Below are 15,549 nucleotides of genomic sequence, written 5' to 3'. Positions count from 1 at the left end.
TCCAGGTCCAGGAATAAAAAAAGGCCCCAAGCAGGGGCCGAGTAGCGTTCAAGAAAACATCATTCGAGAGGTTCGAACCGCTGGTCTGACGAGGCAGACTGCGCATTCGCTGTGTCTTTCTAAGTGTAGGCAAAGATAGGCAGTCCGCCAGAAAAAATAACAACTTCTCAACAAAATAAGCATTATGCATCGTCGCCACCCGGGCAAGGTTAAGATCGTTTAGGGCCTTCAGATCCGGCGCCTTTATATTTGATCTCAGGCATTGAAGCTTGAGCTCCTATGCTCAGATCTATACATTCATGAGCCAAAATTCAGGAAAGATACTTCTGGCATGAGAAAAGTATCCCGTTACTTGCACTTTACCCTGGCGCTTATCTCAACTCCTTTTTTCTCAGCTTGTGACACGTCGGGGGCGGCTATAAGTCATATCCAGGATAGCGATGGCGATTTTGATATTTGTGAACTCGCGCTGCCTTCAGATGGCGGAAGCATGGCCTATTGCATTGATACCGACGGTGAAAAAATGTGGGTAACTTTCGACAAGGCGCTTGAGTCAGAGCATCCTTGCACCTTTATCCTAGGCCAGCTTGAGGGGCGGGCTCAAAGAGTTAAACAAGGCTCCGATCAGGAGAAGATATTAATTAATTCCTTCTCCAAGTGGCTGACTAACAATGCCAGCAAAGAATCCATAAATACCTTTAGCAAACAATCACTGGCCGATTTCCATAACGAGGAAACAATGCATGCATACCTAGTCTGGCATATGCTGCAAAGCGTAAAAGACAGAAAAAACAGCGCATATTGCTCAACGAAGTAATAGCGTCACGCCTTAAACCGATAAGTTCCTTTTCGTTATTTCCAATAAAATCCCGCCGAATCTAAACTACCCATACCGGGCATGGACTCTCAACGCCCGGGCAGGATGCCTTTATCACTTCAGGATTATGATGGAGGGACGCCATGACATTTCTTCGCTGTATTTCTATCGCACTTTTGTTTGCGATTTCCAATGCCTTCGCTGACCCGATTCAGGACAGCGTTTCCAACCATTACAAGGCCGGCTGGTATCCGAACGTTTATGAAAACGAGGGTCCTTTAACCTGCCCGAAAACCTGCCGCGCCTGGACAGGTTGGCGCGCCGAAGGTGAACGGACTCCCTATGACGAGCATAAAGCCACCTATGTGTGCAAGTCGAACAACATCGACACCATCCCCTCACCAACTGACAGAGACATGTGGCTCTACGGAAACCAGTTTGGTGATAAAAAAGCCTGCTTCATGGGAACGCCCAGTGAAAAGACTATCGTCAGCGAGCGTTATTACTGCCTCTGCGTCAGCAATTGCAGTGGTCCGGACTTGGTAATTCGTACGGTATACGACCCTGTATGGGATTCTACGACCGGCGAGTCCGTCATAAAAATTGTCGTCACGAATGTGGGCGTCAGCATGTCTGCGGCAACGGACGCACGCGTCTACGATCCCGGTACGGGCGCATCGAACGTACAGCCCGTCCCCGCACTGGCGCCGGGAGCTTCCGCTGGCGTGGCATTCCGGCTTGGCTATTGGGTATTCGACCCTGACGCCGAACTGCACTTCATGGTGGATTATTCCCACAAAGTGGACGAGTGCGACGAAAGCAATAATACCGCTATCTACAAAAAGCAGGGATAGTAATCACTGTGCGGGAGGCAGGTTAACGGCGCTCTTCTGAGCGCCGTCCCCGCCCAAAGATAAAGCGCGTTACAACCAAAACCGCCATAGTGCGAAAAGCCCCATGCCCGCGGCGATGGTCGCCAGCAGATTTCGGGTGAGCGCGGCAACAATGATCGCCACGACCGCCGCGACCAGATAAGGATTACGCCAGTCAAGCCAAAGCTCGCCTTTCGGAACCAGCACAGCAGGCGCAATAATCGCCGACAGGACCGCCATCGGCGCATAGCTCAAAGCTCTCTCCACCCATGGATTAAGACGCAGCCGATCCGCCAGGGCGAACGGCAGATAGCGAATGCCGAAGGTTACCGCCATCATGCCCAATAACATGGCCCACTCCATCAGCAACCTCCTTCGGCCAGTTCAGACTTGCGGTCTTGCAACGCCACTTCCGCGCCCAACCCGCAGAGTATTCCCGTCAGCGCCGCCGCAAACAGCCCCAGCTGATGCGGCCAATCACGCCACCATACCGAACAGACGCCAGCCGCCAACACCGCCGCCAGGCGAGGACGGTTAACCACCTGCGGCGCCACAATACCGATAAAGGTCACCGCCATGGCCACATCCAGGCCCCAGTTTTCGATATCAGGAACCCACTCGCCCAAGGTCAGTCCCAACAGGGTGCATAGCTGCCAATTGAGGTACATGGACAGCGCAGACCCCAGGTAATACCAATGAAACTGCCCTGTATGCTCGCCGCCCAGGCGGCCGGCGACAACAGCGAAGGTTTCGTCCGTCAGCCAAAACGCCATCGGCGCCCGCCAGCGCTGCGGCAAGGTGCGCACCATGGGAATCAAGGTGACGGCGTAAAGAAGATGACGCAGGTTAACCACAAAGGTAGTCAGGACGATCAACCAGGGAGACGCTCCCGCCGCCAGTAAACCCAGGGAAATAAACTGAGCCGAGCCGGCGAACACGATCAAAGACATCGCCAGCGTCGCCTCAAAAGACAGCCCATTCACCGGCCCCAGGGTGCCGAATACAATGCCAAATGGAATAGCGCCGACGATCAAAGGAATCGTGTTCTGTGCGCCGGCTCGGAACGCCTGTCCGGGCGATTCAAATGCGTGAGTCGTCATAAAAGAACTGCTCTAAGAGATTAATTATTTGCTTATAGAAAGCATCGAAGATGAGCGCATCAGGGTCGTCAAACTAACAGACTTTCGCAAAACGTCCTGGAGAGACGCCCATAATTCGCTGGAAGTGACGGCTTAAGTGGCTTTGATCGGAAAATCCTGTGGCCGCCGCCACATCCGTCAGGCTCAGCCCCATCCGCAGTAAATGCTGCGCGCGGCTTACCCGCACCTGATTCAAATATGCGTGCGGAGGCATGCCCGTCATGCGCGTAAACAACCGCGTCAGATAGCTGGGGCTCAACCCGGTACAGTCGGTCAAATCCTTTAATGAAACTGCGTCGGCATAGTGCGCCTGCAGATATTCCTTCACCTTGGCCACCGCCCAGTGCGAGCCGCCCTTCTCCAGAAGCTGACGGGGACGCATACGGGCGTGCCGCTGCATCAGCTGCCCCATCATCTGGTAATAAAGCGTCTCACAATGCAGCGGCTCATCGCCCTGCTCCAGAAGACAGTGCAGAACCTGCAGTCCTCTGGCCAACTGTGGATCGCGCACCACCGGCTCCGGGAACCAGGGCTCAACGCCAGGACCGAATATATCCGCGATAACCGGCGCCAGTTCGGCCGGAGTGGGATAAATCGCCCGATAGGACCACCCTTCTTCCGTCGCGGTGCGCCCCGTGTGCACCTGATCGGAATTAACCAATACGATACTGCCGACAGGCGCAGTATGCTCAGCGCCATCGCGAAGGAAATGCTGCGCCCCTTTTTCAATGACCGCCACGCAGTAGCCCTCGTGCACATGCCGGGGAAAGTGCTGTTTGACGAAGGTGGCTTTCAGAATCTCGACGCCGCCTAGCGCTTTGTCCTGCCAGTACTTAGCATGCTCAATCACAAACCGACACTCATGGTAAAGGTCACTTAACGATAAATGGGAAGGCCCAATATAGAGTCAGTCTAGCGGCTTCATTAACGGCTGTATTGTACGTTTTTGCTCTTTGCGCTGCGGATAACGCACGTTAAGGTTGCAAATGGGACGGAGGATGCGGAGAGAGTTGAGTTAATTGAGTTTGCCGGTGGCGGGCCAAGGGCGTGTGACGATTGAGAAAAAAATTCGGCGGCTGACAGCCAGGTCGCTGGAACCAGCGCCTGCAGCCATTCTGATGAAGATCAGCTCTTCTTTCTTTTAACCTGAGAAGCGGCGACTCCGCCGTTCATAACTTCTGCGATCTGGCGCAGTCCCATATTTCTGCGATATCGGCAGTCCCGTTGCTCATCCGTAGTCGCCCAGATCTGCTCCTCAGCCCATTGCGGCGCATCAGGAACATATATCGGAGCGTAGCGTTTGATCGCCTCCTCAACCATTTGCTGAGGCGTGGGCTGCTTTTGCTTATCCATATGCATTACTACCTGTATCGTTTAAGAAATTCTGATTCGCTTGGGTTGTTTCCACCACATCGGCGGCAGCGTTTCGAAACTTGCTGTGATCCCATGGACCGCGCCATAGACTTGCCGGAACACTTACCAAATCCGCCTCCGCAAGCTACACCCAAACATGAGTAACTATCTTTTTTCTCGAAACCGCCGAGTATAGGACGGGAACCGTTTACAGACGATCACCCAAAGGATCTATATTTGTCCTAGTCCAGACCAGGCCTGGGCTCCCGATAAGTGAACATTGTTCAAAATTTTTCCAGAAATCTCGCCACTTAGCTGGATTGAAGGAACATTCAGGAAACAACCCGGAACTCTGACGCGCCGTCAGATCGGTTAAGAAGAGCGATATTTGAGCAGTATAGTGATGATAAGCACGGAAGAAATAGTTGAAAGCCGCGACACATCCTTGTGCCGGAAACGTTTTTACTGAGGAGTAGGACCGCCCTCAGTTTTCAGACGCTCGGCTTCCGCCTTGATCATCTGTTGCAGCTCCTGAATATTCGCCTGCACGCGAGAAGCGCCCAATTGAGCGCCCTTGCTCATCAGCTCAGGCATCTTCTGGATAGCTTTCTGTCCGGTTTCAGTCTGGTAGAAAGCGATAATCTCATTGAGCTCTTTTTCAGTGAAAGCGTCCGCGTAGATATTTACGAACTCTCCCTTCAGGGTGTCGTAGCTCATCTGCTTTTTAAAATACTTCATCATGACATCCCGGAATGGCGTCAGATTGGGATTTTGTTGCAGCTGGATCGTCATCATTTGTTCGATGGAGTGTTCCATCATGACTTCCATATTCATGACATCCAGCAACTTGGCTGCGGCTTTCTTGGCGCCATCATCCGCAGCGAAAGCGGAAGGGCTGAGTAGAATCGCCGTCATGACGCAGGCGACTACAGATTTCAACATCATTTTTCTCCTTGGGAATCAATGAATTTAAAGTCAGACGCTGCGGCCATTGTAACGAATCATTCACTCTGACGCCTTGAAAATCACTACAACCTGGGGTTTCCCCCAGGCGCTGGCGGCGCATCGTCCACACGCCCCAAACCACCGTCAGTTCCCGTCGACAAACATCTTATTGACCCGGTGAGAATAAGCCTTTAGTTTGCCTAGCTGGTAAAAAATCTAACCTAGAAGACAACTAAGGAGACTATATGGCCGGGCAAACGACTCATTCCCAGGTTGTAGTGTTGGGCAGCGGACCGGGGGGCTACTCCGCAGCGTTCAGAGCCGCGGATATGGGCTTGGAAGTAACCTTGATTGAACGCTATTCATCCTTGGGCGGCGTTTGTCTTAATGTAGGCTGTATTCCGTCCAAAGCGCTCCTGCACGTTGCTTACGTTATGGAAGAAGCGCATTCCGCCTCCGCCGTGGGCGTCACATACGCCAAGCCGGAAGTAGACCTGGATAAAGTGCGCGCGTTCAAAGACAACACGGTCAAGAAGCTGACCCAGGGCGTCCAGGGCATGGCCAAGGGCCGTAAAGTGAAAGTAGTTCACGGCTATGGCGAATTCGCCGGCCCCAACCAGATTACCGTGGACAACGAAGGCGTCAAAACCGAAATTACCTTTGACCACTGCATCATCGCGGCGGGTTCTCAGAGCGTTAAACTGCCTTTTATTCCTCACGACGATCCCCGCGTTCTGGACTCCACCTCCGCACTGGAGTTGAAGGAAATCCCCAAACGCCTGCTGATCGTTGGCGGCGGCATCATCGGTCTGGAAATGGGCACTGTATATGAAGCCCTCGGCAGCGAAGTCAGCATCGTCGAATTCGCTGATCAACTGGTCCCGGCTGCGGACAAAGACCTGATCGCCGTCTACAGCAAATTCGTCAAAGACCAGTTCAACGTCATGCTGTCCACCAAGGTAACGGCGGTGGAAGCGAAGAAAGACGGTCTGTACGTGACTTTCGAAGGCAAGAATGCGCCAGAAGGCCAGCAGTCTTATGACGCCATTCTGGTGGCGGTAGGCCGCTCACCCAATGGTAAGAAGATCGGCGCTGAAAAAGCGGGCATCCAAGTGGATGAGCGCGGTTTCATCAACACTGACAACCAGCAGCGCACCAACGTACCGCACATCTACGCCATCGGCGATATCGCCGGCAACCCGATGCTGGCGCATAAAGCCACCCATCAGGGCCATGTAGCGGCGGAAGTGATCGCAGGCCACAAGTGCGTATTCGATCCTAAAGTCATTCCTTCCATCGCCTACACCAACCCGGAAATCGCCTGGACTGGTTTGACCGAGAAAGAAGCCAAAGCAGCCGGCATCCCCTACAAAACCGCTGTATTCCCCTGGGTAGCCAGCGGACGCGCTTTAGGCGCCGCGCGCAGCGAAGGTAAAACCAAGCTGATCTACAAAGAAGACGGCACGCTGATTGGCGGCGGCATCGTGGGCATCAACGCCGGCGAACTGCTGGGCGAATTGAGTCTGGCCATTGAGTTCGGCGCGGATGTGGAAGATCTGGCGCTGACTATCCACGCTCACCCAACGCTGCACGAAACCGTTGGTTTGGCTGGCGAATTGGCGGCGGGAACCATTACCGACCTGCCTAACCCCATGGCGAAGATCAAGAAATCCTGATCACCTCACTCGCTATCCAAAAGCCGGCTTTCACGCCGGCTTTTTTGTTGCCCGGAGCAATCAAATCCGCCGCCATTGCAATTCGCCATAGCGGACATAATCTTTTTGGACTAGGAACTTTTTCGCTTTCCCTGTTACTTACAAGTTGAGGCGCTATGACCAGCAGGACGAGTCGGCGCTGCATTTATACCGGGTAGTATCAACCACAGGAGTATAGCGAGTTCCAATATGACTCTATATCAAACGCATATTCATCAATTGCTGCAGGTGATAGGAAACCGTTGCGGCGTTGATCTGACGCTGAAGAACGGCTACTGCACGCTCTCCTTTGATCAGGAGTCCCGTTTGCACGTGCAGGTCGGCCGGGATTCAGAAACGGTGGTATTCAGAATGCCTCTGACCCAGCCCCCCAACGCCAACAGGGAGACGTTTTACGCCAAACTACTGCACATCAACTCACAACCGGAAACCATGCTGGGGGCATGGCTTGCGCTATCGGAACACTCGGGTGCGGTGGAGCTATGCATGAGTCGCGAGGCGCTCAGCCTGGACGACAGCGAAATGGCCGCCATCCTGCTGAACATGATGGACATGCGGCAATCGCTCAGGCAGGAGCTGGAGACGCCTCAGAGCACGCCCAAGCCGTGCAGTCCGCACCTAGGCGCAAGCGTCCTGCACGCTCGCCATCAAGCGCTCTGAGGTCAATACAGGGCGCACTAGGGCTGAAGGTATCCGCCGACAGCCTGGATAATTCGGGGAGAATCCGGCGGCGACACCCATATCGCCAACGCCGTTTTCTCCTGACCTATCTGCGGCGGCGGGGGAAGTTCGATGTCCCACTCCCCTGCGCCCGTCGTCTGCATCCTGTCCAGCACGACAAAGTCATGCATCAGCATACGTCCGCGGTTTTCCCCTGCCTTGATCTCGGACGTCAGCCCCACGCCCAGGTATGCAACGTTCAAAACGGCTTTACTGGAAGCCGCAAACGAGGCATGTAAACGGCCGTCCTGCAACTGTGCTGACAGTACGCCAGGCTCGGCGTCACCGCCATGCCACCGTCTCGCCCCGGAAAACCAGCGACGCCACTCCTTGCTGTTCACCACAATGCCCGGCGTGTAAACATGGGCGACCAGACCTGAGCGTACGTAATCCCGCTGTCTTTCACTGTATTCCTCCCGCGAAAAGCGATCGGTCCAGCCCAGCTGATTCCAATAGTCCACATGAAACGCCATAGGGATGAAATCTTTAAACAGCCCCTTGTCCCCTTTCATTTCCGACAACCACTCATCCGCCCGAGGACAACTGCTACAGCCTTCTGAAGTAAAGAGTTCAACCACATCCGTGGCGTGTTTTGCGCTGACAAACTCCTGCGCAGAAGCCAGTAATGGCCACGCCAATAATATGCATGCAAACAGGTTAGCTTTCACTTTTCACTCCTCGCGCTTCAGAGGCTGTAGACATCAAGACGACAGCCTCTGGTCATTGAATAAAACCAAAGTCTGACGGTTTAGAGTCCGCTTAAGACAATCAGTTCCCTGGACGCCCCGATGCATTAGTTCCATTTTAAGTCTCTTCTCGACATCCAGATTCGACAGCCATCGTTGAAAACGCTTTCCAGAGAAAGCAATGGCCTCTTAAGAATAAGCCCCGCCAAAGCATCGTTATCAGGCGTTTCAGTTATCTCCCAAATCACCAGATGTAGTCCAAATGGGGGTTTGCAATATTTCGAAGGAAAGCTAGAGTATTTCGCACACATAATGAAAACGATTCCACTTCAACGTCTTGCCCCGTCTGAATGACCACGGACAAAGGCGTTACTTAATTAAGCACCAGCAAACACTCTCGTCGCGACGAATTACCGGGGGCGACATGACAGGCGCCGTCTTCCGTCCGTCATGGCTGCTGGCGCGCTAATACCGCATTGGCTATGTCGAAGTTGTGAACTCGGCTCCAGCCCCTCCGGCGTAAAGCTTCCTCGGGAGATTCCGACGCGCGCAGTGAGCGCGTCGGCCTTTTAACCTGACAATTACATAAGGTATCGCCAATGATTAAGCAGGGACTTAAAGCGACGGCTATCGCCGCGCTTATCGCAGCCGGGCCGGCAATGGCCTATGACTGCGCAGGACTGAGCAGCTGGGACGCCGCCGCCGTCTATGTCGGCGGCAAAACAATCCAACACAAGCAAAACGCCTACACCGCTAACTGGTGGAACCAGGGCGCAGACCCGGAAGTCCACTCCGGACAATGGCAGGAGTGGAAAGCGGAAGGCGCCTGTGATGGCGCCGGCGGCAATCAACGTCCCACCGCAAAACTGACCTCCCCCGGCGCAGGGCAAACATTCAAAGTTGGAGCAACGGTGGCGATTAACGCGGAAGCCTCCGATGCAGACGGCTCAGTATCCAACGTCGCCTTCTTCGTAGACGGCGCGCAAATCTCCCAGGACGCCACCGCGCCATATGCGGCCACCTGGACCGCCACCGCTGGCGCACATACCCTGAAAGTCGTCGCTACCGATGACCGTTCCGCACAGGGCGAATCCGCAACCGTTTCCATTAATGTCTCTGATGACGACACACAACCGCCCTCTTCGGACTGTGACGCCCCGCAATACGCCGCGGGAACCGCATACGCCAATGGCGACCAGGTGCAAAATCTGGGTCGGGTTTACGAGTGTAAAGTCGGCGGATGGTGCTCCTCCAGCGCCGCCTGGGCGTACGAACCAGGTAAAGGGCTTTACTGGGAACAAGCCTGGGGCGATCTTGGCGTATGCAGCGACGGCAACGCCGCTCCGACGGTTTCCCTGAGCAATCCTGCAGACGGCGCAATCATCCTCTCTGGAACAGCCATCAATCTGCAGGCGAGCGCCTCCGATAGCGACGGCGTGGTCACGGAAGTCTCTTTCTACGACGGTTCAAACCTGCTGGGCAGCACGGTAAACACGCCTTACGCCTATGAGTGGCTGAACGCGCCTGTCGGACAACATACGTTGACCGCCGTGGCTAAAGACGATGGGGGCAAGTCCACTACCTCCGACAGCGTCACCATCACCGTCAGCGACGAAGCCGTCGCCACCGCCATCACTTCACCGCAAAACAATGCGCGAGTCACGCTTGGCGCCAGCGTCAACATTAACGCCAACGCCAGCTCCATCAACGGAGATATCGCCAAGGTGGAGTTCTTTGTTAACGGAACCTCTATTTCCTCAGACGCCAGCGCCCCCTATCAAAGTAACTGGACGCCTGCTGCGGAAGGCCAATACCAGCTTACCGTCACTGCGACGGACAAAGACGGATACGAGGCCATGTCCACGCCCATCCTGGTGACTGTGCTTGGCGGCAAGACGTCTGATCGCGTTATCGTCGGTTACTGGCACAACTTCGACAATGGCTCCGGCTTCGTCAGACTGCCGGATGTCTCAGCGGACTGGGATGTGATTGATGTCGCCTTCGCCACACCCAAACTGGGCAGCCATTCCGACATGGAATTCTCTCCGTTCCAGATTTCACCGGCGCAGATGAAAGCGGATATCGCCGCTGTACAGGCCCGCGGTCAAAAGGTCATTATCTCCATCGGCGGCGCGGAAGCCGTGGTGAAGCTGACGGACGCCAACGCAGAGCAGGAATTCGTCGACAGTATGACGGCGCTGATTCGCGAATACGGCTTCGACGGGTTCGATATCGATCTGGAGGGCAGCTCTTTGTCTCTGGATGCTGGCGACACCGACTTCAAAAATCCGAAATCTCCGGTACTGACGCATCTGATCTCCGCCAGCAAGCGCATCATCGGCAATTTCGGCGGCAACCTGATGCTGACCATGGCGCCGGAAACCTACTATGTTCAGGGCGGCTTCAGCGCTTATGGCGGCGGCTCAGGCGCTTACTTGCCGGTCATTCACGCCTTGCGCAATGAACTCAGCTTCATTCATGTGCAGCACTATAACTCCGGCTGCATGCTGGGGCTGGACGGCAAGTGCTACAGCGTCAGCACTGCCGACTTCCATGTCGCCATGGCGGAAATGCTGTTGGCTGGTTTCCCTGTAGGCGGCAATGCCAACAACCGCTTCCCGCCCCTGCCAGCGGAAAAAGTGGCGATTGGCCTGCCCGCCTCAGCTTCAGCCGCAGGCAGCGGCTACACCTCGCCCTCGGTCGTACATCAAGCGGTGAATTATCTGGTGAAAGGGCAATCTTTCGGCGGATCTTACCAGTTACAGAATCCTGATGGTTATCCTGGCTTCAAAGGTCTGATGACCTGGTCCATCAACTGGGATCGCGTCAACAACAACGAATATCTGAAGAACCATAAGCCGTTCCTCAACGGTTTATAGTCCCTGCCTTGGGCGCCTTTCGGCGCCCTTTTTTCCACCACTGTTATCCCTTCTCCAATCCCTCGCGCCACTGCGTATATCGATTAACCTAATCGGCCAACAATTCGCCAATTACAATTTCCACACAAAACTTATCAAACAGATATTTCAATACAAAACAAATAGATACACTAGATCCGCCACCACTCCTCGCCGAATAAGACCGCCGTTACAGGTATCTTCACGTACCCTCACTCACTTGAATAAATAACTGCATACACTATAGTCCCCAGAAAAATGCGCATGTCTCTTGTTTTACCAAAGTGAGTTCGTTTCCACTATGAGTCTGACCATGTCAGCCCCCCGTTCAGGCGCCCTTGGCGTCATACCTCCTCTCTTCAGCATGCTGATCTTTGTTGTCGGCCATGGCCTGTTAACCACGTTACTGACCCTGCGCATGTCCGCGGAGAATGTTTCCACCTTCGCCATCGGTATGATTTCCACCGCGTATTTCGCGGGTCTGGTGATCGGTTCATTCGTCAACGCCAAACTCATTATCCGGGTCGGCCATATCCGCGCCTACGCGGCGTACGCATCTATGCTGGCCAGCGTCGCCATCATGTATGGACTGGTGGTGGAGCCTTACACCTGGGCCTTTCTGCGTCTGCTGGGCGGTTTCGCCACTGGCGGCCTGTTAGTCGTCATTGAATCATGGATGCTGGTGTCCAGCTCTTCCGAAAACCGCGGCAAGGTGATGGCGGTCTACATGATTCTCTTCTACGCCTCGCTGGCGAGTGGACAGCTGTTGCTTAAGTACATCGATCCTTTAACGTTGATTCCTTTCGCGTTAGCCGCTATCGCCGCCTCACTGTCCGTGGTGCCGCTTTCTCTTACTCGCGTGCCTATGCCGGAAATGGGCGAGCCGCATCCGTTGAGTATGGTGGAGCTGATTCGCCTTACACCGGCTGGCGTACTGAGCAGTTTCATGTCGGGAATGGTGTTGGGTGTGGTGTACGGGCTGTTACCGCTGTTCTTCACCCAGTCCGGCTATGACTTGGATTGGGTCGCCAACCTGATGGCGGTGGTGATCGTCGGCGGCATGGCGCTGCAATATCCGGTCGGCCGCGCGTCAGACCGCTATGACCGTCGTCTGACGCTGACAGCGCTGGCGGCGGCGCTGGCTATTCTCAGCAGCATCATGAGTCTGATGAGCTATGGCGCTGGCGGCAGCAACGCCACAATGGCGCTGATGATCTTCCTGTTGGGGGGCGTCGCGTTCTCTATTTATCCTATCAGTCTCAGCCACGCCTGCGATGAGTTGCAGCCGGAGCAGGTGATCAGCGCCAATCAGGGGCTGCTGATTGCTTACAGCATCGGCGCGATGACCGGACCACTGGTGGAGCCGGCCTTCGTTTCTATGATGGGACCAAAGGGCATCTTCACTTACTTCGCCGCCGTTTCCCTCGCCCTGGTTGGGTTCCTGTTATGGCGTCGGAGAGTCAGAACGCCTGTGCCCCTGGAAGAACACCAGGCTTACACGCTGACTACGCCGAATACGCCGGTGATGGCGGAATTCGACCCGCGTTCGGATCATGAAGAGATCACGGACGAGGAAAACAGCGAAGAAGAACAAGCGGCGTAACCTACTCCGCTTCCGACAAAGCCGGCTGCATGGGGCGCTTGTCGCGGTCCCGCAGCCCAACCAGCAATACGTCGCCGCCTGTGCTCACTCTCACTTCTCCATAGCGGGCGGCTTCATAAAACTCGCCAAACCCTTCCTGAAAGAAAAACGCGTCCGAAGCAATGTTGATCCGTCCGCCTCTGATCCGATACAGCAGCGCCACCTCGGATGAGCCCGCCTCATCCGCCGATTGCGCCAGGCGTTGAAAGCGAGCGACGTTATCCTCATCCAGCGTCGCAATCACATAGCCGTCCGCCGTCACAACGTCTTCCTGATCACCCAGCGCATTGTCGATTTGCCGGATCAGCGAATAACGCAGGCGCATATAGTCTCCCTGCATAATCGAGCGGGGATCGCGAGGAGCAAGTTCCAACAGCACGGTTTCACCGCTAGCCAGCAGTCTTTCTTTGGCGATGATCAGCCCGTTGCATACCAGTAGGACCAGCGTCAGGCCGCCCCAGAGAATTCGTCTGCGCATCATCTCAGTCATGATCTGGCCCCCTCTTCAACGACAATGCGATCCAGCAATTTGCGCACGCCAATCAGGACCGCGCCTGTCGCAACCAGACTGATTGACTTCGCCAACAGGCTGATTTCGATTCCGTAGAAGTAAGTGGTCAGAAACACGGACAAAAACACGACGCCCAGACCGATATAAAACGTGCGACATTGCGCGACGCCCACCACCAGAGCCAGAGAAGCGACCATCAACCCCGGGGCGTTATGCGCGGTTACCGCAGTAATAAGCACCGTCGCGATCAGGATTGCTGGCGCACGCTTGTCTTCGCCAAAGACAGGAAACAACACTCGCCATATCGACCAGATTAAAACCGCCGCTATTCCCAAAGTGGAAATCCAGGGGTTGGGGTAAAACACAAAATCATCCAGCAGATCCGGCAGCACATAAACCGTCGACAATAATAACCATCCTAACGCAGCGACGATCATGCCCGCCGCGAGAGGGGACGTCAGAGCTTCGTATCGGCGTAACCCACTCTGCGAGTCATTCAGGGTCAGCCAGGCGAATCCCGCCGCCAACAGAGGCGGCGCTACGGGTATCAGCGCCTGTTGCTTGTGGATATACAGCAGTATGGCTGTCGCGATGCAGATAAAGAGTACGGACAAAAAGCGATGCGCACGGTCTGCGAACAGCGGAATCAACGCCAGATTAAGCATGATCAGCGTCGCCAGTATGCCTTCCACATCGTCAACCAGATCCATCTCTTCCAGACCAAAGCCCAGCATCAACTGGCCAGCCATGCTGGTCGCCAACGCCACTTGGTTAATGAACAGGTGATCCACTAAACGACTCAGAACAGTCGCGCCAACGATGAATATTAGCCCCAGGGCGACATAGCCCCCATCAGAAGCCATCAAGCTAACGCCTAATGCGAAGGCGATAAACAGCCAACTGCCCAACCAGGCGCCGAAGCCCACCAGCGCCTTGATGAACCAGGGCTGCTCCTCAAACTGCAACAGCCGTTGCTGTAACGACGCGGGTAATTCCGATGCTGCAGTAATCGCGGAATTCTCCGTCCGCATGCGCTCCAGGAGCTGCGCCAGCGTTAATTTATCGTTACGCATGGGAAGCTCCCTTACGAATCTTACGCGCCAGCTCACGCAACCAGAGTGCGGCGAAGGCGGTTTGCCCGATCACCAGCAACGCCATGAACAACGCGAACTCGAATGAATCCGCCCAAAGTCTTGCTATCAGGGAGTTCAACACCAAAATGATGGCTAAGGCGCATTCAGCCAGAATCAGCAAATCAGGCTTGCGGCGCTGATAAAACCAAAGGCAACCGCCCACTACCACAATGAAACCTAGAGGCGTTAATGGAGCGAGGCGTCCGCCATGCTCCCACCCATCAAAAATGACGGACAAGCTGGCGCAGGCCATTAACGCCAATACGCCCGTACTGATAACCCTAGGAAACCAGCGTCCCCGCATCCAGGACACGCCGCGTTCGGCGCTATATTCCCATGTGACCAGCACCAGGCCATTCAGCAACAAGAGCGACAGCGCCAGCCCTTGGTCCCACACCATTTGCCCAAGCATCAGCAATGGCCCGCCAAAGTCTTCGCTCCAGCTTGAGTGGGGATAGAGCATCTGCGTCCAATAGAGAATCAGGGCCAGATTGGCCAGCACCGCCGCCAGCATCCATAAGCCTGGCTGTCGTCCAATCGCCACCCAGGCCGCCACGAGAACGCCCCAGGCGACAAAGAGTCCGTATGGATCCGCGCCAGTCTGATAGATCTGTCCATACACCGCCAAATGAACGCCCGTCAAAAACGCGGCGGCGAACAGGCAGCAACGCCCGACGATGCTATCCAGCCCTTTACGCCAGGCGCCCCAGGCTCCTGCTACGACACCCGCCTGGATCAAAGCGAATTTGGCGAATTTGTGCAGATCCTGCCAGTTGAAGGCAAAGAATGCGGCGACGCCGGCTAATATCAACGCCGCGCCGCACAACATAAAAAACAGGCGGCATCTGGCGAGCCAATCCGGGCGAGAGGTCTGATAACCGGCATGGTCCAACGCGCGATCCAGAGTCGTCTGATCCCATTGCAACTCATTGGCGAGACAAAATATCAAGGCGCGGGAGAGAGGCAGCTCGGCGGCTTCTTTTGCGGTGGAAGGAGGTAAATTCTGGTTCGTCTGCATAGGCGGATTTTCATAGGGTCATTAGACGGTAGTCTATCCCAGACTCGCTTATTAGAATACTTTTCTATAACCAAGTCTGGTTGACAATGTTGATGAAGTTC

Annotated in this window: 15 protein-coding genes; 6 read left to right on the top strand and 9 right to left on the bottom strand. The window is 55.0% G+C overall.

The window, feature by feature from the left end:
• Window positions 1-331 precede the first annotated feature (331 nt).
• Both ACQYWX_RS03630 and ACQYWX_RS03625 read left to right on the top strand, forming a co-directional pair.
• Window positions 332-817 carry a hypothetical protein gene (locus ACQYWX_RS03630; RefSeq protein ID WP_216736415.1) on the top strand — a complete coding sequence of 162 codons (486 nt, stop codon included), beginning with the start codon at window positions 332-334 and terminating at the stop codon, window positions 815-817.
• 143 nt (window positions 818-960) lie between these two features.
• Window positions 961-1,671, top strand: a complete 711-nt coding sequence (locus ACQYWX_RS03625; RefSeq protein WP_216736414.1) for a CARDB domain-containing protein — start codon at window positions 961-963, stop codon at window positions 1,669-1,671.
• 69 nt (window positions 1,672-1,740) lie between these two features.
• Here the strand turns inward: ACQYWX_RS03625 and ACQYWX_RS03620 are convergent, their stop codons facing one another.
• The 5 genes from ACQYWX_RS03620 to ACQYWX_RS03600 all read right to left on the bottom strand — a co-directional run bounded on the left by ACQYWX_RS03620 (window position 1,741) and on the right by ACQYWX_RS03600 (window position 5,126).
• The gene (locus tag ACQYWX_RS03620; RefSeq protein WP_216736413.1) at window positions 1,741-2,052 is read right to left on the bottom strand and encodes an AzlD domain-containing protein; all 312 of its coding nucleotides are present in this window, start codon (window positions 2,050-2,052) and stop codon (window positions 1,741-1,743) included.
• Window positions 2,052-2,789, bottom strand: coding sequence for an AzlC family ABC transporter permease (locus ACQYWX_RS03615; RefSeq protein WP_216736412.1), 738 nt, complete (start codon window positions 2,787-2,789; stop codon window positions 2,052-2,054). Before ACQYWX_RS03615 ends, ACQYWX_RS03620 begins: the two co-directional genes overlap by 1 nt.
• A gap of 73 nt (window positions 2,790-2,862) precedes the next feature.
• On the bottom strand, window positions 2,863-3,678 hold the full coding sequence (locus tag ACQYWX_RS03610; RefSeq protein WP_216736411.1) for an AraC family transcriptional regulator: 816 nt from the start codon (window positions 3,676-3,678) through the stop codon (window positions 2,863-2,865).
• Between the two features lie 275 nt (window positions 3,679-3,953).
• Window positions 3,954-4,181 carry a hypothetical protein gene (locus ACQYWX_RS03605; protein ID WP_216736410.1) on the bottom strand — a complete coding sequence of 76 codons (228 nt, stop codon included), beginning with the start codon at window positions 4,179-4,181 and terminating at the stop codon, window positions 3,954-3,956.
• A 462-nt stretch (window positions 4,182-4,643) separates the two neighbouring features.
• Entirely contained in the window at window positions 4,644-5,126 is a 483-nt protein-coding gene (locus tag ACQYWX_RS03600; protein WP_431687910.1) for a DUF2059 domain-containing protein, read from the bottom strand.
• Between the two features lie 245 nt (window positions 5,127-5,371).
• Between ACQYWX_RS03600 and lpdA the strand changes: the two genes are divergently transcribed.
• Window positions 5,372-6,802, top strand: a complete 1,431-nt coding sequence (gene lpdA, locus ACQYWX_RS03595; protein ID WP_431687909.1) for a dihydrolipoyl dehydrogenase — start codon at window positions 5,372-5,374, stop codon at window positions 6,800-6,802.
• A gap of 228 nt (window positions 6,803-7,030) precedes the next feature.
• Window positions 7,031-7,501 carry a type III secretion system chaperone gene (locus ACQYWX_RS03590; protein ID WP_216736407.1) on the top strand — a complete coding sequence of 157 codons (471 nt, stop codon included), beginning with the start codon at window positions 7,031-7,033 and terminating at the stop codon, window positions 7,499-7,501.
• Window positions 7,502-7,518: 17 nt separating this feature from the next.
• On the opposite strand, the gene ACQYWX_RS03585 is transcribed toward ACQYWX_RS03590, so the two are convergent.
• Complete coding sequence (locus ACQYWX_RS03585) at window positions 7,519-8,229, bottom strand: DUF1223 domain-containing protein (protein WP_431687908.1); 711 nt, start codon at window positions 8,227-8,229, stop codon at window positions 7,519-7,521.
• 617 nt (window positions 8,230-8,846) lie between these two features.
• Between ACQYWX_RS03585 and ACQYWX_RS03580 the strand changes: the two genes are divergently transcribed.
• The gene (locus tag ACQYWX_RS03580; protein ID WP_431687907.1) at window positions 8,847-11,126 is read left to right on the top strand and encodes an Ig-like domain-containing protein; all 2,280 of its coding nucleotides are present in this window, start codon (window positions 8,847-8,849) and stop codon (window positions 11,124-11,126) included.
• A gap of 331 nt (window positions 11,127-11,457) precedes the next feature.
• Window positions 11,458-12,747 carry an MFS transporter gene (locus ACQYWX_RS03575; RefSeq protein WP_253938260.1) on the top strand — a complete coding sequence of 430 codons (1,290 nt, stop codon included), beginning with the start codon at window positions 11,458-11,460 and terminating at the stop codon, window positions 12,745-12,747.
• Window position 12,748: 1 nt separating this feature from the next.
• On the opposite strand, the gene ACQYWX_RS03570 is transcribed toward ACQYWX_RS03575, so the two are convergent.
• The 3 genes from ACQYWX_RS03570 to ACQYWX_RS03560 are packed head-to-tail and all read right to left on the bottom strand — an operon-like array spanning window position 12,749 to window position 15,448.
• Complete coding sequence (locus tag ACQYWX_RS03570; protein WP_431687906.1) at window positions 12,749-13,276, bottom strand: GDYXXLXY domain-containing protein; 528 nt, start codon at window positions 13,274-13,276, stop codon at window positions 12,749-12,751.
• The gene (locus ACQYWX_RS03565) at window positions 13,273-14,370 is read right to left on the bottom strand and encodes a DUF4401 domain-containing protein (RefSeq protein ID WP_431687905.1); all 1,098 of its coding nucleotides are present in this window, start codon (window positions 14,368-14,370) and stop codon (window positions 13,273-13,275) included. Before ACQYWX_RS03565 ends, ACQYWX_RS03570 begins: the two co-directional genes overlap by 4 nt.
• A complete protein-coding gene (locus ACQYWX_RS03560) occupies window positions 14,363-15,448 on the bottom strand; it encodes a DUF2157 domain-containing protein (protein ID WP_431687904.1) in 1,086 nt (361 codons plus the stop codon). The genes ACQYWX_RS03565 and ACQYWX_RS03560 overlap by 8 nt, the downstream gene beginning before the upstream one ends.
• Window positions 15,449-15,549: the final 101 nt, after the last annotated feature.

Origin of the sequence: Hahella sp. NBU794 (genome assembly GCF_050749805.1) — a bacterium.
Taxonomy (GTDB): domain Bacteria; phylum Pseudomonadota; class Gammaproteobacteria; order Pseudomonadales; family Oleiphilaceae; genus Hahella.
The sequence above is the reverse complement of the archived record's forward strand: the minus strand, read 5'-3'. Positions and strand labels throughout refer to the sequence as shown.

What these genes read in the sequence shown, in the direction of transcription:
- ACQYWX_RS03620 (WP_216736413.1), bottom strand. Translation starts at nt 2,052, where the DNA reads ATGGAGTGGGCCATGTTATTGGGCATGATGGCGGTAACCTTCGGCATT.
- ACQYWX_RS03615 (WP_216736412.1), bottom strand. Translation starts at nt 2,789, where the DNA reads ATGACGACTCACGCATTTGAATCGCCCGGACAGGCGTTCCGAGCCGGC.
- ACQYWX_RS03605 (WP_216736410.1), bottom strand. Translation starts at nt 4,181, where the DNA reads ATGGATAAGCAAAAGCAGCCCACGCCTCAGCAAATGGTTGAGGAGGCG.
- ACQYWX_RS03600 (WP_431687910.1), bottom strand. Translation starts at nt 5,126, where the DNA reads ATGATGTTGAAATCTGTAGTCGCCTGCGTCATGACGGCGATTCTACTC.
- ACQYWX_RS03630 (WP_216736415.1), top strand. Translation starts at nt 332, where the DNA reads ATGAGAAAAGTATCCCGTTACTTGCACTTTACCCTGGCGCTTATCTCA.
- ACQYWX_RS03565 (WP_431687905.1), bottom strand. Translation starts at nt 14,370, where the DNA reads ATGCGTAACGATAAATTAACGCTGGCGCAGCTCCTGGAGCGCATGCGG.
- lpdA (WP_431687909.1), top strand. Translation starts at nt 5,372, where the DNA reads ATGGCCGGGCAAACGACTCATTCCCAGGTTGTAGTGTTGGGCAGCGGA.
- ACQYWX_RS03590 (WP_216736407.1), top strand. Translation starts at nt 7,031, where the DNA reads ATGACTCTATATCAAACGCATATTCATCAATTGCTGCAGGTGATAGGA.
- ACQYWX_RS03570 (WP_431687906.1), bottom strand. Translation starts at nt 13,276, where the DNA reads ATGACTGAGATGATGCGCAGACGAATTCTCTGGGGCGGCCTGACGCTG.
- ACQYWX_RS03575 (WP_253938260.1), top strand. Translation starts at nt 11,458, where the DNA reads ATGTCAGCCCCCCGTTCAGGCGCCCTTGGCGTCATACCTCCTCTCTTC.
- ACQYWX_RS03580 (WP_431687907.1), top strand. Translation starts at nt 8,847, where the DNA reads ATGATTAAGCAGGGACTTAAAGCGACGGCTATCGCCGCGCTTATCGCA.
- ACQYWX_RS03560 (WP_431687904.1), bottom strand. Translation starts at nt 15,448, where the DNA reads ATGCAGACGAACCAGAATTTACCTCCTTCCACCGCAAAAGAAGCCGCC.
- ACQYWX_RS03625 (WP_216736414.1), top strand. Translation starts at nt 961, where the DNA reads ATGACATTTCTTCGCTGTATTTCTATCGCACTTTTGTTTGCGATTTCC.